Source organism: Escherichia sp. KTE114, assembly GCF_000407765.1.
GTDB classification, from domain to species: Bacteria; Pseudomonadota; Gammaproteobacteria; order Enterobacterales; family Enterobacteriaceae; genus Escherichia; species Escherichia ruysiae.
On the sequence record NZ_KE136626.1, the window covers coordinates 2,099,316 to 2,118,122 of the forward strand.

General features: G+C 51.9%; 18 protein-coding genes, 2 tRNA genes and 1 rRNA gene. 12 read left to right on the plus strand and 9 right to left on the minus strand.

What is annotated here, in order from left to right:
* Positions 1-16 precede the first annotated feature (16 nt).
* The 5 genes from dnaE to tilS all read left to right on the plus strand — a co-directional run bounded on the left by dnaE (position 17) and on the right by tilS (position 6,861).
* Positions 17-3,499: a DNA polymerase III subunit alpha gene (dnaE, locus tag WC5_RS10960; protein ID WP_001294794.1), complete on the plus strand. Its 3,483-nt coding sequence runs from the start codon at positions 17-19 to the stop codon at positions 3,497-3,499.
* Between the two features lie 12 nt (positions 3,500-3,511).
* Positions 3,512-4,471, plus strand: a complete 960-nt coding sequence (gene accA / locus WC5_RS10955) for an acetyl-CoA carboxylase carboxyl transferase subunit alpha (RefSeq protein ID WP_000055745.1) — start codon at positions 3,512-3,514, stop codon at positions 4,469-4,471.
* 221 nt (positions 4,472-4,692) lie between these two features.
* Positions 4,693-4,947, plus strand: a complete 255-nt coding sequence (locus WC5_RS10950) for a DUF4282 domain-containing protein (RefSeq protein ID WP_000644313.1) — start codon at positions 4,693-4,695, stop codon at positions 4,945-4,947.
* Between the two features lie 164 nt (positions 4,948-5,111).
* The gene (locus tag WC5_RS10945; protein ID WP_000901104.1) at positions 5,112-5,501 is read left to right on the plus strand and encodes a VOC family protein; all 390 of its coding nucleotides are present in this window, start codon (positions 5,112-5,114) and stop codon (positions 5,499-5,501) included.
* A gap of 64 nt (positions 5,502-5,565) precedes the next feature.
* Positions 5,566-6,861 carry a tRNA lysidine(34) synthetase TilS gene (tilS, locus tag WC5_RS10940; protein ID WP_000176533.1) on the plus strand — a complete coding sequence of 432 codons (1,296 nt, stop codon included), beginning with the start codon at positions 5,566-5,568 and terminating at the stop codon, positions 6,859-6,861.
* A 52-nt stretch (positions 6,862-6,913) separates the two neighbouring features.
* Here the strand turns inward: tilS and rof are convergent, their stop codons facing one another.
* Complete coding sequence (gene rof / locus WC5_RS10935; protein ID WP_000062320.1) at positions 6,914-7,174, minus strand: Rho-binding antiterminator; 261 nt, start codon at positions 7,172-7,174, stop codon at positions 6,914-6,916.
* Complete coding sequence (locus tag WC5_RS10930) at positions 7,161-7,361, minus strand: YaeP family protein (RefSeq protein WP_000417058.1); 201 nt, start codon at positions 7,359-7,361, stop codon at positions 7,161-7,163. The genes rof and WC5_RS10930 overlap by 14 nt, the downstream gene beginning before the upstream one ends.
* A 165-nt stretch (positions 7,362-7,526) precedes the next feature.
* Between WC5_RS10930 and WC5_RS10925 the strand changes: the two genes are divergently transcribed.
* Genes WC5_RS10925 through nlpE form a run of 3 tightly spaced genes read left to right on the plus strand, consistent with a single transcriptional unit; the run spans position 7,527 to position 9,216 of the window.
* The gene (locus WC5_RS10925) at positions 7,527-8,072 is read left to right on the plus strand and encodes a YaeQ family protein (RefSeq protein ID WP_001185297.1); all 546 of its coding nucleotides are present in this window, start codon (positions 7,527-7,529) and stop codon (positions 8,070-8,072) included.
* Positions 8,069-8,491 carry an alternative ribosome rescue aminoacyl-tRNA hydrolase ArfB gene (gene arfB / locus WC5_RS10920; RefSeq protein WP_000635551.1) on the plus strand — a complete coding sequence of 141 codons (423 nt, stop codon included), beginning with the start codon at positions 8,069-8,071 and terminating at the stop codon, positions 8,489-8,491. Before WC5_RS10925 ends, arfB begins: the two co-directional genes overlap by 4 nt.
* A gap of 14 nt (positions 8,492-8,505) precedes the next feature.
* Positions 8,506-9,216 (plus strand): envelope stress response activation lipoprotein NlpE, encoded by a 711-nt coding sequence (gene nlpE / locus WC5_RS10915; RefSeq protein WP_000239166.1) that lies wholly within the window; start codon positions 8,506-8,508, stop codon positions 9,214-9,216.
* A 155-nt stretch (positions 9,217-9,371) separates the two neighbouring features.
* Here the strand turns inward: nlpE and WC5_RS10910 are convergent, their stop codons facing one another.
* From WC5_RS10910 to metN, 7 genes are all read right to left on the minus strand, one after another.
* Positions 9,372-10,196 carry a YaeF family permuted papain-like enzyme gene (locus tag WC5_RS10910; RefSeq protein ID WP_010351968.1) on the minus strand — a complete coding sequence of 275 codons (825 nt, stop codon included), beginning with the start codon at positions 10,194-10,196 and terminating at the stop codon, positions 9,372-9,374.
* A 52-nt stretch (positions 10,197-10,248) separates the two neighbouring features.
* Complete coding sequence (gene proS, locus WC5_RS10905) at positions 10,249-11,967, minus strand: proline--tRNA ligase (protein ID WP_001260711.1); 1,719 nt, start codon at positions 11,965-11,967, stop codon at positions 10,249-10,251.
* A 110-nt stretch (positions 11,968-12,077) separates the two neighbouring features.
* A complete protein-coding gene (gene tsaA / locus WC5_RS10900) occupies positions 12,078-12,785 on the minus strand; it encodes a tRNA (N6-threonylcarbamoyladenosine(37)-N6)-methyltransferase TrmO (protein WP_000094017.1) in 708 nt (235 codons plus the stop codon).
* Entirely contained in the window at positions 12,782-13,186 is a 405-nt protein-coding gene (gene rcsF, locus WC5_RS10895) for an envelope stress sensor lipoprotein RcsF (protein ID WP_001202329.1), read from the minus strand. The genes tsaA and rcsF overlap by 4 nt, the downstream gene beginning before the upstream one ends.
* A 117-nt stretch (positions 13,187-13,303) precedes the next feature.
* Positions 13,304-14,119: a methionine ABC transporter substrate-binding lipoprotein MetQ gene (gene metQ, locus WC5_RS10890; RefSeq protein ID WP_000874226.1), complete on the minus strand. Its 816-nt coding sequence runs from the start codon at positions 14,117-14,119 to the stop codon at positions 13,304-13,306.
* A gap of 39 nt (positions 14,120-14,158) precedes the next feature.
* Positions 14,159-14,812 carry a methionine ABC transporter permease MetI gene (locus tag WC5_RS10885; RefSeq protein ID WP_001294600.1) on the minus strand — a complete coding sequence of 218 codons (654 nt, stop codon included), beginning with the start codon at positions 14,810-14,812 and terminating at the stop codon, positions 14,159-14,161.
* Positions 14,805-15,836, minus strand: a complete 1,032-nt coding sequence (gene metN, locus WC5_RS10880; protein ID WP_000593991.1) for a methionine ABC transporter ATP-binding protein MetN — start codon at positions 15,834-15,836, stop codon at positions 14,805-14,807. Before metN ends, WC5_RS10885 begins: the two co-directional genes overlap by 8 nt.
* A 187-nt stretch (positions 15,837-16,023) precedes the next feature.
* On the opposite strand from metN, the gene gmhB reads away from it, so the two are divergent.
* The 4 genes from gmhB (at position 16,024) to WC5_RS10860 (ending at position 18,766) form a co-directional block, all read left to right on the plus strand.
* Positions 16,024-16,596, plus strand: coding sequence for a D-glycero-beta-D-manno-heptose 1,7-bisphosphate 7-phosphatase (gmhB, locus tag WC5_RS10875; RefSeq protein WP_001140164.1), 573 nt, complete (start codon positions 16,024-16,026; stop codon positions 16,594-16,596).
* Positions 16,597-16,961: 365 nt separating this feature from the next.
* Positions 16,962-18,503, plus strand: a 16S ribosomal RNA gene (locus WC5_RS10870).
* A 68-nt stretch (positions 18,504-18,571) separates the two neighbouring features.
* Positions 18,572-18,648 (plus strand) — tRNA-Ile (locus WC5_RS10865).
* Positions 18,649-18,690: 42 nt separating this feature from the next.
* Positions 18,691-18,766, plus strand: a tRNA-Ala gene (locus WC5_RS10860).
* The last annotated feature ends 41 nt before the right edge of the window (positions 18,767-18,807 follow it).

Sequence of the window (18,807 nt, forward strand, 5' to 3'; positions counted from 1 at the left end):
AAACCGGAATCTGAAGATGTCTGAACCACGTTTCGTTCACCTACGGGTGCACAGCGACTACTCGATGATCGATGGCCTGGCAAAAACCGCGCCGCTGGTAAAAAAGGCGGCGGCGTTGGGTATGCCAGCACTGGCGATCACCGATTTCACCAACCTTTGCGGTCTGGTGAAGTTCTACGGAGCGGGACATGGCGCAGGGATTAAACCCATCGTCGGGGCGGATTTTAACGTCCAGTGCGATCTGTTGGGGGATGAGTTAACTCACCTGACGGTACTGGCGGCTAACAATACCGGCTATCAGAATCTGACGTTGCTGATCTCAAAAGCGTATCAGCGCGGGTACGGTGCAGCCGGGCCAATCATCGATCGCGACTGGCTTATCGAATTAAACGAAGGGCTGATCCTCCTTTCCGGCGGGCGCATGGGCGACGTCGGACGCAGCCTTTTGCGTGGTAACAGCACGCTGGTGGATGAGTGTGTTGCGTTTTATGAAGAACACTTCCCGGATCGCTATTTTCTCGAATTGATTCGCACCGGCAGGCCGGACGAAGAAAGCTATCTGCACGCGGCGGTAGAACTGGCGGAAGCGCGCGGTTTGCCCGTCGTGGCGACCAACGACGTGCGCTTTATCGACAGCAGCGACTTTGACGCGCACGAAATCCGCGTCGCGATCCACGACGGCTTTACTCTCGATGATCCTAAACGCCCACGTAACTATTCGCCGCAGCAATATATGCGTAGCGAAGAGGAGATGTGCGAGCTGTTTGCCGACATCCCCGAAGCCCTTGCCAACACCGTTGAGATCGCCAAACGTTGTAACGTAACTGTGCGTCTGGGTGAATACTTCCTGCCACAGTTCCCGACCGGGGACATGAGCACCGAAGATTATCTGGTCAAGCGCGCAAAAGAAGGGCTGGAAGAGCGTCTGGCATTTTTATTCCCTGACGAGGAAGAACGTCTTAAGCGTCGCCCGGAATATGACGAACGTCTGGATACTGAACTTCAGGTTATCAACCAGATGGGCTTCCCCGGCTACTTCCTCATCGTTATGGAATTTATCCAGTGGTCGAAAGATAACGGCGTACCGGTAGGGCCAGGTCGTGGCTCCGGTGCGGGTTCTCTGGTGGCTTATGCGCTGAAAATCACCGACCTCGATCCGCTGGAATTTGACCTGCTGTTCGAACGTTTCCTTAACCCGGAACGTGTCTCCATGCCTGACTTCGACGTTGACTTCTGTATGGAGAAACGCGACCAGGTTATCGAACACGTGGCGGACATGTACGGTCGCGATGCGGTATCGCAGATCATCACCTTCGGTACGATGGCGGCAAAAGCGGTGATCCGCGACGTAGGCCGCGTGCTGGGGCATCCGTATGGCTTTGTCGATCGTATCTCGAAACTGATCCCGCCCGATCCGGGGATGACGCTGGCGAAAGCGTTTGAAGCAGAGCCGCAGCTGCCGGAAATCTACGAAGCGGATGAAGAAGTTAAGGCGCTGATCGACATGGCGCGCAAACTGGAAGGGGTCACCCGTAACGCCGGTAAGCACGCCGGTGGGGTGGTTATCGCGCCGACCAAAATTACCGATTTTGCGCCGCTTTATTGCGATGAAGAGGGCAAACATCCGGTCACCCAGTTTGATAAAAGCGACGTTGAATACGCCGGGCTGGTGAAGTTCGACTTCCTTGGTTTGCGTACGCTCACCATCATCAACTGGGCGCTGGAGATGATCAACAAGCGGCGGGCGAAGAATGGCGAGCCGCCGCTGGATATCGCCGCGATCCCGCTGGATGACAAGAAAAGTTTTGACATGCTGCAACGCTCGGAAACCACGGCGGTATTCCAGCTTGAATCGCGCGGCATGAAAGACCTGATCAAGCGTCTGCAACCTGACTGCTTCGAAGATATGATCGCACTGGTGGCACTATTCCGCCCCGGTCCGTTGCAATCAGGGATGGTGGATAACTTTATCGACCGTAAACATGGTCGCGAAGAGATCTCCTATCCGGACGTGCAGTGGCAGCATGAAAGTCTGAAACCAGTACTGGAACCGACTTACGGCATTATCCTGTATCAGGAACAGGTAATGCAGATTGCCCAGGTACTTTCTGGTTATACCCTCGGCGGTGCAGATATGTTGCGTCGTGCGATGGGTAAGAAAAAGCCGGAAGAGATGGCTAAGCAGCGTTCTGTTTTTGCTGAAGGTGCAGAAAAGAACGGGATCAACGCCGAACTGGCGATGAAAATCTTCGACCTGGTGGAGAAATTCGCCGGCTACGGATTTAACAAATCGCACTCTGCGGCCTATGCTTTGGTGTCATATCAAACGTTATGGCTGAAAGCGCACTATCCGGCAGAGTTTATGGCGGCGGTGATGACCGCCGATATGGATAATACCGAGAAGGTGGTTGGCCTGGTGGATGAGTGCTGGCGGATGGGGCTGAAAATCCTGCCACCAGATATAAACTCCGGTCTTTACCATTTCCACGTCAACGATGACGGCGAAATCGTGTATGGTATTGGCGCCATCAAAGGGGTAGGTGAGGGGCCAATTGAGGCCATCATCGAAGCCCGTAATAAAGGCGGCTACTTTCGCGAACTGTTTGATCTTTGTGCCCGCACCGACACCAAAAAGTTGAACCGTCGCGTGCTGGAAAAACTGATCATGTCCGGGGCGTTTGACCGTCTGGGGCCACACCGCGCGGCGCTGATGAACTCGCTGGGCGATGCGTTAAAAGCGGCAGATCAACACGCGAAAGCAGAAGCCATCGGCCAGGCCGATATGTTTGGCGTACTGGCGGAAGAGCCGGAGCAAATTGAACAATCTTACGCTAGCTGCCAGCCGTGGCCGGAACAGGTGGTGTTAGATGGGGAACGTGAAACGTTAGGTCTGTACCTGACGGGCCACCCTATCAACCAGTATTTAAAAGAGATTGAGCGTTATGTCGGAGGCGTAAGGCTGAAAGACATGCATCCGACAGAACGTGGTAAAGTCACCACGGCTGCGGGGCTCGTTATTGCCGCGCGGGTTATGGTCACCAAGCGCGGCAATCGTATCGGTATCTGCACGCTGGATGACCGTTCCGGGCGGCTGGAAGTCATGTTGTTTACTGACGCCCTGGATAAATACCAGCAATTGCTGGAAAAAGACCGCATACTTATCGTCAGCGGACAGGTCAGCTTTGATGACTTCAGCGGTGGGCTTAAAATGACCGCTCGCGAAGTGATGGATATTGACGAAGCCCGGGAAAAATATGCTCGCGGGCTTGCTATCTCGCTGACGGACAGGCAAATTGATGACCAGCTTTTAAACCGACTCCGTCAGTCTCTGGAACCCCACCGCTCTGGGACAATTCCAGTACATCTCTACTATCAGAGGGCGGATGCACGCGCGCGGTTGCGTTTTGGCGCGACGTGGCGTGTCTCTCCGAGCGATCGTTTATTAAACGATCTCCGTGGCCTCATTGGTTCGGAGCAGGTGGAACTGGAGTTTGACTAATACAGGAATACTATGAGTCTGAATTTCCTTGATTTTGAACAGCCGATTGCAGAGCTGGAAGCGAAAATCGATTCTCTGACTGCGGTTAGCCGCCAGGATGAGAAACTGGATATTAACATCGATGAAGAAGTGCATCGTCTGCGTGAAAAAAGCGTAGAACTGACGCGTAAAATCTTCGCCGATCTCGGTGCATGGCAAATTGCGCAACTGGCTCGCCATCCACAGCGTCCTTATACCCTGGATTACGTTCGCCTGGCATTTGATGAATTTGACGAACTGGCAGGTGACCGCGCGTATGCAGATGACAAAGCTATCGTTGGTGGTATCGCCCGTCTCGATGGTCGTCCGGTGATGATTATTGGTCACCAGAAAGGTCGTGAAACCAAAGAGAAAATTCGCCGTAACTTTGGTATGCCAGCGCCAGAAGGTTACCGCAAAGCACTGCGTCTGATGCAAATGGCTGAACGCTTTAAGATGCCAATCATCACCTTTATCGACACACCGGGGGCATATCCAGGCGTGGGCGCAGAAGAGCGTGGTCAGTCTGAAGCCATCGCGCGTAACCTGCGTGAAATGTCTCGCCTGAGCGTACCGACTATTTGTACCGTTATTGGTGAAGGTGGTTCTGGTGGCGCGCTGGCGATTGGCGTGGGTGATAAAGTGAATATGCTGCAATACAGCACCTATTCTGTTATCTCGCCGGAAGGTTGTGCGTCCATTCTGTGGAAGAGCGCCGATAAAGCACCGCTGGCGGCTGAAGCGATGGGCATCATCGCTCCGCGTCTGAAAGAACTGAAATTGATCGACTCCATCATCCCGGAACCGCTGGGCGGCGCTCACCGTAACCCGGAAGCGATGGCGGCGTCTTTGAAAGCGCAACTGCTGGCGGATCTGGCCGATCTCGACATGTTAAGCACTGAAGATTTAAAAAATCGTCGTTATCAGCGCCTGATGAGCTACGGCTACGCGTAATCAGCAAATGTTCTGAAAAGGGTCACTTCGGTGACCTTTTTTGTATGTGGTTTATTTAGTCATATTATAAATACATTTAGATAATCTTACTTTCATTTCCCTCATCCCAAAAACTCTTGAACTCATGTTGATAACTCCGATTTCGGAGGCATATACCAATATACACAGTAGTTAAAAATAATATAAATTTATCAGGCTCATAGAATTTTTAAGGATAAAATATGAAAGCAATTTTAGGATTTGATCGTCTTCTTATGCCGCGTGTACTGGTGTTTTTTTACTGGCTGGCTATGGTGCTGACACTGATAGGCGGTGTCTTCTCCATATTTAGCGGAAACTTTCTCTTAGGGTTAGCTTATACCGTCATTGGTCTTATAAGCTGTCGTATGACTTTCGAATTAATTATGATAGCGTTTAAGAATAACGAATATTTGCGCCGCATTGCTGAGAGTGTTAGCAAGAATAGCGCAGAGTAATCTCCTGTAAAACGCTTCACCAAACCGCATCTCAACCGCTATTACAGGCGTTTGAGATGTTGTTTTAAAGTCAGTGTAAATGTCTGATTCATCTTTCCTGCAATTTATGCGTATTATCAATATATCGCGATGCACGTGCGTATCATATCAATGCAGGAGATTCTATGTTGGGTTTAAAACAGGTTCACCATATTGCGATTATTGCGACGGATTATGCGGTGAGCAAAGCTTTCTACTGCGATATTCTCGGCTTCACGCTGCAAAGTGAAGTCTATCGTGAAGAGCGCGATTCGTGGAAAGGAGATTTGGCGCTTAACGGACAATATGTGATTGAACTTTTCTCATTTCCGTTCCCGCCGGAGCGCCCCAGCCGACCGGAAGCCTGCGGCCTGCGGCATCTGGCGTTTAGCGTTGATGATATCGATGCGGCAGTGGTGCACTTGCAAAGCCATAACGTGAAGTGTGAAGCCATCCGTGTCGATCCATACACGCAAAGACGCTTCACGTTCTTTAACGATCCTGACGGGCTGCCGCTGGAACTGTATGAGCAGTAAGGCTTGTCATCGCCGCATTTGCCCGGTAACGTGCCGGGCATTGCTACTGTAAAATCGCACCATCATGACACTCACGCTGAATAGACAACTTCTCACCTCACGCCAGATTCTGGTGGCCTTTAGCGGCGGGCTTGACTCTACCGTTCTGCTGCATCAGCTGGTGCAGTGGCGGATGGAAAATCCGGGCGTCACTCTGCGCGCTATCCATGTGCATCACGGTTTAAGTGCCAATGCCGATGCCTGGGTTACGCATTGCGAAAATATCTGCCAACAGTGGCAGGTGCCACTGGTGGTTGAGCGCGTACAACTTGCGCAAGAGGGGCTAGGTATTGAGGCCCAGGCACGGCAGGCGCGTTATCAGGCATTTGCTCGTACCTTGTTACCTGGCGAAGTGCTGGTTACCGCGCAGCATCTTGACGATCAATGTGAAACCTTTCTGCTGGCGCTAAAACGCGGTAGCGGCCCTGCCGGGCTTTCGGCTATGGGGGAAGTCGCCGATTTTGCCGGAACGCGGCTTATCCGCCCGTTGCTCGCCCGCACGCGGGGAGAACTGGAGCTGTGGGCGCGTGAGCATGATTTACGCTGGATTGAAGACGAAAGTAATCAGGATGATTCCTACGATCGTAATTTCCTGCGCCTGCGCGTAGTGCCGTTATTGCAGCAGCGTTGGCCGCATTTTACCGAAGCAACGGCCCGCAGCGCCGCACTTTGCGCTGAACAAGAGAGCCTGTTAGATGAATTGCTGGCGGATGATTTAGCGCACTGTCAAACGCCGCAGGGGACGCTGCAGATAGCGCCAATGATGACGATGAGCGACGCCCGTCGCGCGGCGATTATCCGCCGCTGGCTGGCAGGGCAGAATGCTCCGATGCCTTCCCGCGACGCGATGGTGCGCATCTGGCAAGAAGTGGCGCTGGCGCGGGAAGATGCTTCTCCTTGCTTGCGATTTGGTGCGTTTGAAATACGTCGCTATCAGTCGCAATTGTGGTGGATTAAATCCGTTGCCGGACAAAGCGAAACGGTTGTGCCGTGGCTGACGTGGCAACAGCCGCTGGAATTACCGGCAAGTCTGGGAAGTGTGCAACTTATTGCGGGTGGAGATATTCGCCCTCCGCGTGCAGACGAAGCGGTCAGCGTGCGTTTTAAAGCGTCGGGATTGCTGCATATTGTCGGGCGCAATGGTGGGCGTAAGTTAAAGAAAATCTGGCAGGAACTGGGCGTGCCACCGTGGTTGCGCGACACTACGCCGTTGCTGTTTTATGGCGAAACGCTGATTGCGGCGGCGGAGGTTTTTGTGACGCAAGACGGTGTGGCCGAAGGTGAGAATGGCGTAAGTTTTGTCTGGCAGAGAAACGCTTAGTTAAGTGAAAGCCGGATAAGACGTATCAAGCGTCGCATCCGGCAAAAGTGAATCAGGACTCGCTCACCACCACCGTACCGATTTCCGGGTGGCTAAAGCTGGTAATTTTATCCAGACGTAGCTCGCGGGTTTCGCCAGCGGCTTCGACGACCAGATACTCCACATTTTTGCGGGAGACTAAATCGCTGGCCTTCCCCTGCAATTTTTCACCATCTTTCATCTCAAGTGTCAGCATTAAATGATGCTGGCAGGCGAGCTCAAGATTATCGTAATCATCACAATTGATTGGTTGATACGTATCATTCATTGACATAATCGCTCACCAGTAAGTTTGCCGCAGCGTATGCTGCTTTTTCCCTGACAGCCTCTGAAAGGGCGTCGTCGGCAGCCATTTCATTCAGCACTTTCAAAACGCAGCCCAGCGCGTCCGGAACGTATCCTAAGTCTCCGCTGGCGATTTCCGCGTACCGCTTGCGTATTAACTCACAATATTTTTCCACATGCCCTCCTGTCAGCACTCTGACTTAACCGTGGATGCAAGTCTAAGCCTACGAAGATAAACTCTGTTTCGCAAGGTGACTATACCACACTCATTTCTGCAATATCAGCGTCGCAACTGCACGTATTCCGTTACAATGGCCTCCTGATTCGAAAGGAGTTTTCTTATGGCGCTTAAAGCGACAATTTATAAAGCGACGGTTAATGTAGCCGATCTCGACCGCAACCAGTTTCTCGATGCCTCTCTGACGCTGGCGCGCCATCCTTCAGAAACCCAGGAGCGTATGATGCTGCGCCTGCTGGCGTGGCTGAAATATGCTGATGAACGTTTGCAATTTACCCGTGGCTTGTGTGCCGATGATGAGCCGGAAGCGTGGCTGCGTAACGATCACCTGGGCATTGATTTGTGGATTGAGCTGGGGCTGCCGGATGAGCGGCGGGTTAAGAAAGCCTGTACTCAGGCCGCAGAAGTGGCGCTGTTTGCCTATAATAGTCGGGCCGCGCAAATCTGGTGGCAGCAAAATCAGAGCAAATGCGCGCAGTTTGCCAATCTTTCCGTCTGGTATCTGGACGACGAGCAACTGGCAAAAGTGAGCGCCTTTGCCGATCGTACCATGACGCTGCAGGCAACGATTCAGGATGGTGTTATCTGGTTATCGGATGATAAGAATAATCTGGAAGTGAACTTAACCGCCTGGCAACAACCTTCATGATTGTGATTTCCCGACATGTCGCTATCCCCGATGGTGAGCTTGAGATCACTGCCATTCGTGCACAGGGCGCGGGCGGGCAGCATGTTAATAAGACCTCAACGGCTATTCATCTGCGTTTTGACATTCGGGCGTCCAGCCTGCCAGAGTATTACAAAGAGCGTCTGCTCGCCGCCAGCCATCATTTGATCAGCAGTGATGGCGTGATTGTCATTAAGGCACAGGAATACCGCAGTCAGGAACTGAACCGCGAAGCGGCACTGGCCCGGCTGGTGGCTGTGATTAAAGAATTAACAACAGAACAAAAAGCCCGACGACCCACGCGCCCCACCCGTGCATCGAAAGAGCGCAGGCTGGCGTCGAAAGCACAAAAATCAAGCGTGAAGGCGATGCGCAGCAAAGTGCGCAGCGGTCGGGAATAAAAAGTAAGGAATGGATGGTGAAAAAAGCGATAGTGACAGCGATGGCTGTAATCAGCCTCTTTACTCTAATGGGATGTAATAATCGGGCCGAAGTCGATACGCTTTCTCCGGCGCAGGCTGCCGAACTGAAACCGATGCCGCAAAGTTGGCGCGGCGTGCTGCCGTGTGCCGATTGCGAAGGAATCGAAACCTCTCTGTTCCTCGAAAAAGACGGAACATGGGTGATGAATGAACGTTATCTGGGGGCGCGTGAAGAGCCTTCCTCTTTCGCTTCCTACGGTACATGGGCGCGAACCGCTGACAAGCTGGTATTAACCGACAGCAAAGGTGAAAAGTCATATTATCGGGCGAAAGGGGATGCGCTGGAGATGCTCGATCGTGAAGGTAATCCGATTGAATCGCAGTTCAACTACACGCTGGAACCTGCAAAGTCCAGCCTCCCCATGACACCGATGACTCTGCGTGGCATGTATTTTTATATGGCTGATGCGGCGACCTTTACTGATTGCGCGACCGGAAAACGTTTCATGGTAGCGAATAACGCAGAGCTGGAACGGGGCTACCTGGCTGCGCGCGGTAACAGTGAAAAATCCGTGTTACTGTCTGTAGAAGGTCACTTTACGCTTGAGGCTAACCCGGATACCGGTGCGCCGACCAAAGTATTAGCGCCCGATACGGCGGGTAAATTTTACCCGAACAAGGATTGCAGTAGTTTGAGTCAGTAAACCTGCTTGAGGCAGAAACAAACGCAAAATTGCCAGATGCGCTGCGCTTATCAGGCCTACAGCATATAGTGCAACATTTTGAATTAACACGATTTTGTAGGCCGGATAAGGCGTTTACGCCGCATCCGGCATTTTGTGCACGAGGCTGGCTTTTATCACCGAGTCAGCCCAACAAAGCGACCCGCTTTGATATAAATTCCTGGCTTCAGGTGCCCAATATACTGTAACTGTGTTTCTGGCTTAAACGCAGAGACATCACCAGCACGCATATGCATTAGATCGGCAGGGCTAATCCAGCCTGACTGCGCCAGCGTAAGCGGATGCCCGGCTTTGGCAAATGCATCAGTGACAAACTCCGAACAAAACCACGACTTTTTGTCTCCTTCTCCCACACCGCTTAACTGCGATTTCGCCAGGCCGCTGACGCACTGTTGGCGAAAATCTTCGGAGAAAGGATTTAGTGAGCACATCTGGCGGGTCACCATAAACGGAATGAACTCGACAATGCCGCGATAGTTGTAACCGCTATTTTTGATTTTATTGGCGAACGCGGTGATTTCTGTGGCTTGTTGCGGGGTAAGGTCCGGGACTCGTAAGACGAAAAGCTTATCGCTATGCCTCATGGCTTTTTTAAGGGGGACAATCTGGACGCCGTCTCCAGTCGCTTCTGCAACGTTATTTTCACCCAAATAGATTGCAACGTGACTTACAGAGGAAGTGCTGAAGACGCGGATACCAAATGAGGTTACCCCAAGGCTTGAGGAGAACAGCAAATCGCCGGGTTTGAGATCAGGTTCGGTTATTTCTTTTATTGATCGTTCGGTGAAAGAGCTTTGATGCTGGAATTTGACTGCCCATGTTTTCGCCTCGGCATCTACCGCTGTGGCTGATGAGTCTGGCTGGCTGATATCAACGGTACAGGCCGAAAGTAAAAGAAAGCTGGGGAGAAGCAGGCGGTAGTACGCCTTTGGTTTATCCATTTTATACAATCCATGTAAAAAAGGGCCCTGAAATTCAGGACCCTTTCTGGCATCAGCCTTTAATCTGTTTCACCAGATAATCGACGATGTCACCAGTCTTAATTAACTGTTTCTCGCCGTTACGACGATATTTATATTCGATATCGTCGTTGTCAAGGTTACGGTCGCCCAGCACAATAGTGTGCGGAATACCGATCAGTTCCATATCAGCAAACATCACGCCCGGACGCTCTTTGCGGTCATCCAGCAGCACTTCGATACCCTGCGCGCGCAGTTCGCTGTACAGTTTCTCGGCCAGTTCCTGTACGCGGAAGGATTTGTGCATGTTCATCGGCAGAATTGCGACCTGGAACGGTGCGATAGCATCAGGCCATACGATGCCGCGTTCGTCGTAGTTCTGCTCAATTGCCGCAGCCACAACGCGCGTTACCCCGATACCGTAGCAACCCATCGTCAGGATCTGGTTACGACCATCTTCGCCCTGAACGGAGGCTTTCAGTGCTTCGGAGTACTTAGTACCCAGCTGGAAGATGTGACCGACTTCGATACCACGTTTGATCAGCAGCGTACCCTGACCATCCGGGCTTGGATCGCCTGCCACCACGTTACGGATATCAGCAACTTCCGGGGTGGCGACATCGCGATCCCAGTTGATACCGAAGTAGTGTTTGCCATCGATGTTAGCACCGGCAGCAAAATCACTCATTGCCGCAACGGTACGGTCAATCACCACCGGAATCGGCATGTTTACCGGACCCAGTGAGCCTGGGCCTGCTTTAACCACGGCACGAATTTCTTCTTCGGTCGCGAAAGTCAGCGGGCTGGCAACCTGTGGCAGTTTTTCTGCTTTAACTTCGTTCAGCTCGTGGTCACCACGCACCAGCAACGCAACCAGCGGGAAGCTACTGCCTTCAACCGCTTTAACCAGCAGAGTCTTAACCGTTTTCTCAATCGGCAGATTGAACTGTTCAACCAGTTCAGCGATGGTTTTCGCGTTCGGCGTATCAACCAGAGTCATTTCCTGGGTGGCAGCAGCGCGCGGTTCTTTCGGCGCGATAGCTTCTGCCAGTTCAATGTTCGCTGCATAGTCAGAGGTGTCGGAGAAAACCACATCGTCTTCACCGCTCTGCGCCAGCACCTGGAATTCGTGAGAGGCGCTGCCGCCGATAGAACCGGTGTCAGCCTGTACGGCGCGGAAATCCAGCCCCATACGGCTAAAGATTTTGCTGTAGGCCGCATACATTGCATCGTAGGTTTCCTGCAGGGATTCCTGAGAAGTGTGGAAAGAGTAAGCATCTTTCATCAGGAATTCGCGGGAACGCATGACGCCGAAACGCGGACGCACTTCATCACGGAACTTGGTCTGGATCTGATAGAAGTTCAACGGCAGCTGTTTGTAAGAGCTAAGCTCGTTACGAATCAGGTCAGTGATCACTTCTTCGTGAGTTGGGCCGAGTACGAACGGACGCTCGCCACGGTCAACAAAACGCAGCAGTTCCGGACCGTACTGTTCCCAACGACCACTCTCTTGCCACAAATCGGCTGGCTGAACCACCGGCATCGACACCTCGATCGCACCGGCGTTGTTCATCTCTTCACGCACGATGTTTTCGACTTTTTTCAGAACGCGCACGCCGGTCGGCAGCCAGGTATATAACCCGGAGGCCAGCTTGCGGATCATCCCGGCGCGCAGCATCAGCTGATGGCTGATCACCTCGGCGTCGGCAGGTGTCTCCTTGAGAGTGGAGAGCAGGTATTGGCTAGTACGCATGTTGTTACGGTTCCAGTTGGAAGGTAGAACAGGCTCAAGGCGAGCCTGGGACAAAAAAAGTGATTTAGTTTACCAGTGCAAAAGAAATGTCAAAAGAGAAGGGCGTGAATTTAACGCGGTTCCAGCGCAAAGACTTCAAAACCTGCGTCGGTGACGCGCCAGCGAACGTTAAAATCATGTAGCCAGACGGCATAGGTTTTGCCCGTTTCCTCACCTTTACGATAGGCCGGGCGCGGGTCCTGCGCCAGTACTTCGCGGATAAACAGCGTTAACTGCGGATAACGCTTCTCCAGCGTCAAAAGCTGCTTTTCGACCTCTGCGGTAAAACTCACCGGCATTTCTGCCGCTGGCGCACTTTGCGCATAGCTGGCACTGGCATCGGGAAGCGATTCGGCAAAGGGGAGATACGGTTTGATATCCACTACCGGCGTACCATCGACCAGATCCAGACTGCCGAGCTTCAGAATCACGCTGTCTTTATGGCAAACAACCTCTTTCAGCTCTACCAGCGACATACCAATTGGGTTAGGGCGAAAAGTGGAGCGTGTAGCGAAAACACCCATTCTGGCATTACCACCAAGACGAGGCGGACGCACAGTCGGACGCCAGCCGCCTTCCATCGTTTGATGAAAGACGAAAAGGATCCATAAATGGCTGAATGCTTCCAGGCCGCGAACGGCGTCGGCCTGGTTGTAGGGAGCAATGAGATGCAGTTCGCCGTTGGCGCTTTTTACCAGACCTGGCTGGCGCGGAACGGCGAATTTTTCTTTATAGGGCGAGCGAATAACGCCTATTTGCTCGAACTGGAAACTGCTCATTTCGCCGTAATGTTAAGCGCAGAGCCGATACATACAGCCTGACGATAGCAGCCTGGTGTACCGCTGGTAACTTCGCAGCTATGCAGTAATACCGCATTGGCTTTCATTTTAGAGGCGTTGATTTGCATCCGCTTACGCGCGGTTGGAATGCTCGGCGGAGAGTCCTGATTAGAGGCCTGGCAAGAGTCGCCACTGACTTCACCGAGATCGCGGAACGGTTTGCCGACTAATTCTTCTGCATTGGTATAAATTCGGACCGGCGTGGCGCGCGGCGCTTTCGGTTTTGCAGGCTCCGCTTTCGGCTGGGGTGCAGTGCTTTGAACGGGTTCGACAGGGGATCTGCTTAACATGGAACAGCCGCTTAGCATGAGTGCTACTAAACAGATCGGTAAAGCACGCATAGTATTTCCTCAATGTATGATCAAAACGTCAATATTGAATCAGGAGCTTGTAAAAATGACAAGACGGGCAAGCGCCCGTCCTGAATGATATTACAAATTGTGGAAACAGCCTAAAAATTACCAGCCTTTAACAGCGCCGCCGTTAAACACTTTGTTTGCTGCTTCGTAAACTTCGTCAGACTGATAAGCCTGGACGAATTTCTTCACGTTCTCGGCGTCTTTGTTATCTTCACGCGTTACGATCAGGTTTACGTACGGGGACTCTTTATCTTCGACAAAGATACCGTCTTTCGCCGGAGTCAGGCCAATCTGGCTGGCATAGGTGGTATTGATAACTGCCAGAGCGATTTGCGCGTCGTCCAGAGAACGCGGCAGTTGCGGTGCTTCCAGTTCAACAATTTTCAGATTTTTGGGGTTCTCAACAACATCAAGAACGGTCGGCAGCAGGCCAACGCCATCTTTCAGTTTGATCAAGCCCACTTTTTGCAGCAGCAGCAGTGAACGACCAAGGTTAGTTGGATCGTTTGGCACGGCAACCTGCGAACCATCCTGCAGTTCATCCAGTGATTTTATTTTCTTGGAGTAACCAGCAATCGGATAAACAAAAGTGTTGCCTACTGCGACCAGTTTGTAGCCACGATCTTTCAGTTGCTGATCAAGGTACGGCTTGTGCTGGAAAGCGTTAGCGTCGATATCGCCTTTGCTCAATGCTTCGTTTGGCAGAACATAGTCGTTGAAGGTTACCAGTTCAACGTCCAGACCATATTTGTCTTTCGCGACTTTTTGCGCGACTTCTGCAACCTGCTGTTCGGCACCGACAATGACGCCGACTTTAATGTGGTTCGGATCTTTTTCATCCTGACCGCAACCTACCAGTGCCAGTGATCCAATCAGGGCTCCCACTGCCGCAAAGGTTTTGAATTTGAACGCCATACCTTATTCCTTCTTCAATTATTTATGTTGTGTTGAACGTTACTTGCGAGTGACAGCCCGGACGATGCGGTCGCCTGCGAACTGAATTAAATAAACCAGAATGACCAGCAATACCAGTACCGTATTCATCACTGTCGCGTTATAGCCGATGTAGCCATACTGATAGCCAATCTGACCTAAACCACCGGCACCGACTGCGCCACCCATTGCGGAATAACCGACCAGGGTAATCAGGGTGATAGTTGCGGCGTTTACCAGACCCGGCAACGCTTCCGGTAACAGCACTTTACGGACGATCTGCATTGGCGTGGCACCCATTGCGCGGGAAGCTTCAATTAACCCGGTTGGGATCTCCAGCAGGGCGTTCTCGACCATACGCGCAATAAACGGTGCTGCACCAACGGTCAGTGGAACAATCGCTGCCTGCAAACCAATCGATGTACCGACAATAACGCGAGTAAACGGAATCATCCATACCAGCAAGATAATGAACGGGATGGAACGGAAAATGTTCACAATCGCTGAAACGGTACGATACAACTTCGCGTTAGCAATAATTTGCCCCGGACGCGTGACATAAAGCAGGACGCCAACCGGCAGACCAATCACAAACCCAAAAAAACCGGATACGAAGGTCATTGCCAGCGTTTCCCATACGCCACGAACCAGCAGCCACATCATCGGCTCAGACATAACCCAGTACCTCTACTTTTACATGGTGTTCCTGCAGCCAGGCAATGGCGGCTTGCGTATCTTGTTGTGTGCCGTGCATTTCAGTCAGCATGATGCCGAACTTAACGCCACCGGCGTAATCCATCTGCGCGCTAATAATGTTGTTGTTGACATTGAAACGACGCGCGGTTTCAGAAAGCAGCGGGGCATCGACCGACTGGCCGGTAAACTCAAGGCGCAGCATCGGTACGCAGTCTGCGAATGGCTCCGCTTGCAGACGTTCCTGATAATCTTCCGGGATATCCAGATGCAGGGTTGACTGAATAAACTTCTGCGCCAGCGGCGTTTTCGGATGCGAGAACACTTCGCTTACCGTGTCTTGCTCGATCAGTTCGCCATTGCTGATGACCGCCACACAATCACAAATGCGCTTAACAACGTCCATTTCGTGGGTGATCAACAGAATCGTCAAACCCAGACGGCGGTTGATGTCTTTTAGCAGTTCGAGAATAGAACGCGTGGTTGCCGGGTCCAGCGCGCTGGTGGCTTCATCGCACAGCAATACTTTGGGATTGCTGGCTAATGCACGGGCAATCGCCACACGTTGTTTCTGCCCGCCGGAAAGGTTCGACGGGTAGCTATCATGCTTATCGCCAAGGCCAACCAATGACAGCAATTCTGTCACGCGACGTTTAATCTCGTCTTTCGGCGTGTTGTCCAGCTCCAGCGGCAGCGCCACGTTGCCAAAAACAGTACGCGAAGAGAGCAGGTTAAAATGCTGGAAAATCATACCAATCTGGCGGCGAGCTTTGGTCAACTCGGATTCTGACAGCGTAGTCAGTTCCTGGCCATCTACCAGCACGCTACCCTCGGTTGGGCGCTCCAGCAGGTTTACACAACGTATAAGCGTACTCTTACCCGCGCCTGAGGCACCGATAACGCCATAAATTTGTCCAGCTGGCACATGCAGGCTGACGTTGTTCAACGCCTGGATGGTGCGGGTGCCCTGGTGGAACACTTTGGTGATATTCGAAAGTTTTATCATTGATTATTTATTATCGTCATTAAGTTAGTCGTGGCATTTCGAATGCCTGGAACGGGCAACGCCGTCAATGAAATGGATGTTAAGGCATCCAGACGTCTAAATCAATCAGGTTTATGCGAAGAGCACTTTCTTGCAGGTCGAAACATGCGATACTAGCGTCACATGCCTTATTAAGGAGCTATAAAAGGTGGCGAAGAGCGTACCCGCAATTTTTCTTGACCGTGATGGCACCATTAATGTCGATCACGGCTATGTCCATGAGATCGACAACTTTGAATTTATCGACGGTGTTATTGACGCCATGCGCGAGCTGAAAAAAATAGGCTTTGCGCTGGTGGTAGTAACCAACCAGTCTGGCATTGCTCGCGGTAAATTTACTGAAGCACAGTTTGAAACGCTGACCGAGTGGATGGACTGGTCGCTGGCGGACCGCGATGTCGATCTGGATGGCATCTATTATTGCCCGCATCATCCGCAGGGTAGTGTTGAAGAGTTTCGCCAGGTCTGCGATTGCCGCAAACCACATCCGGGGATGCTTTTGTCAGCACGCGATTATTTGCATATTGATATGGCCGCTTCTTATATGGTGGGCGATAAATTAGAAGATATGCAGGCAGCGGCTGCGGCGAACGTGGGAACAAAAGTGCTGGTGCGTACGGGTAAACCTATTACGCCTGAAGCAGAAAACGCGGCGGATTGGGTGTTAAATAGCCTGGCAGACCTGCCGCAAGCGATAAAAAAGCAGCAAAAACCGGCGTAATGATTAAAAGATGAGCGGTTGAAATAAAAATGCATTTTTCCGCTTGTCTTCCTGAAACGACTCCCTATAATGCGCCTCCATCGACACGGCAGATGTGAATCACTTCACACAAACAGCCGGTTCGGTTGAAGAGAAAAATCCTGAAATTCAGGGTTGACTCTGAAAGAGGAAAGCGTAATATACGCCAACTCGCGACAGTGAGCTGAAAGCCGCGTCGCAACTGCTCTTTAACAATTTATCAGACAATCTGTGTGGGCACTCGAAGATACGGATTCTTAACGTCCTCGGACGAAAAATGAATACCAAGTCTCAAGAGTGAACACGTAATTCATTACGAAGTTTAATTCTTTGAGCATCAAACTTTTAAATTGAAGAGTTTGATCATGGCTCAGATTGAACGCTGGCGGCAGGCCTAACACATGCAAGTCGAACGGTAACAGGGATCAGCTTGCTGATTCGCTGACGAGTGGCGGACGGGTGAGTAATGTCTGGGAAACTGCCCGATGGAGGGGGATAACTACTGGAAACGGTAGCTAATACCGCATAACGTCGCAAGACCAAAGAGGGGGACCTTCGGGCCTCTTGCCATCGGATGTGCCCAGATGGGATTAGCTAGTAGGTGGGGTAACGGCTCACCTAGGCGACGATCCCTAGCTGGTCTGAGAGGATGACCAGCCACACTGGAACTGAGACACGGTCCAGACTCCTACGGGAGGCAGCAGTGGGGAATATTGCACAATGGGCGCAAGCCTGATGCAGCCATGCCGCGTGTATGAAGAAGGCCTTCGGGTTGTAAAGTACTTTCAGCGGGGAGGAAGGGAGTAAAGTTAATACCTTTGCTCATTGACGTTACCCGCAGAAGAAGCACCGGCTAACTCCGTGCCAGCAGCCGCGGTAATACGGAGGGTGCAAGCGTTAATCGGAATTACTGGGCGTAAAGCGCACGCAGGCGGTCTGTTAAGTCAGATGTGAAATCCCCGGGCTCAACCTGGGAACTGCATCTGATACTGGCAGGCTTGAGTCTCGTAGAGGGGGGTAGAATTCCAGGTGTAGCGGTGAAATGCGTAGAGATCTGGAGGAATACCGGTGGCGAAGGCGGCCCCCTGGACGAAGACTGACGCTCAGGTGCGAAAGCGTGGGGAGCAAACAGGATTAGATACCCTGGTAGTCCACGCCGTAAACGATGTCGACTTGGAGGTTGTGCCCTTGAGGCGTGGCTTCCGGAGCTAACGCGTTAAGTCGACCGCCTGGGGAGTACGGCCGCAAGGTTAAAACTCAAATGAATTGACGGGGGCCCGCACAAGCGGTGGAGCATGTGGTTTAATTCGATGCAACGCGAAGAACCTTACCTGGTCTTGACATCCACGGAAGTTTTCAGAGATGAGAAGGTGCCTTCGGGAACTGTGAGACAGGTGCTGCATGGCTGTCGTCAGCTCGTGTTGTGAAATGTTGGGTTAAGTCCCGCAACGAGCGCAACCCTTATCCTTTGTTGCCAGCGGTCCGGCCGGGAACTCAAAGGAGACTGCCAGTGATAAACTGGAGGAAGGTGGGGATGACGTCAAGTCATCATGGCCCTTACGACCAGGGCTACACACGTGCTACAATGGCGCATACAAAGAGAAGCGACCTCGCGAGAGCAAGCGGACCTCATAAAGTGCGTCGTAGTCCGGATTGGAGTCTGCAACTCGACTCCATGAAGTCGGAATCGCTAGTAATCGTGGATCAGAATGCCACGGTGAATACGTTCCCGGGCCTTGTACACACCGCCCGTCACACCATGGGAGTGGGTTGCAAAAGAAGTAGGTAGCTTAACCTTCGGGAGGGCGCTTACCACTTTGTGATTCATGACTGGGGTGAAGTCGTAACAAGGTAACCGTAGGGGAACCTGCGGTTGGATCACCTCCTTACCTTAAAGAAGCGTTCTTTGAAGTGCTCACACAGATTGTCTGATGAAAATGAGCAGTAAAACCTCTACAGGCTTGTAGCTCAGGTGGTTAGAGCGCACCCCTGATAAGGGTGAGGTCGGTGGTTCAAGTCCACTCAGGCCTACCAAATTTGCACCGCAAATTTGAGGAGGTTTTAACTACATGTTATGGGGCTATAGCTCAGCTGGGAGAGCGCCTGCTTTGCACGCAGGAGGTCTGCGGTTCGATCCCGCATAGCTCCACCATCTCTGTAGTGATTAAATAAAAAATACTTCAGAGTGTACCT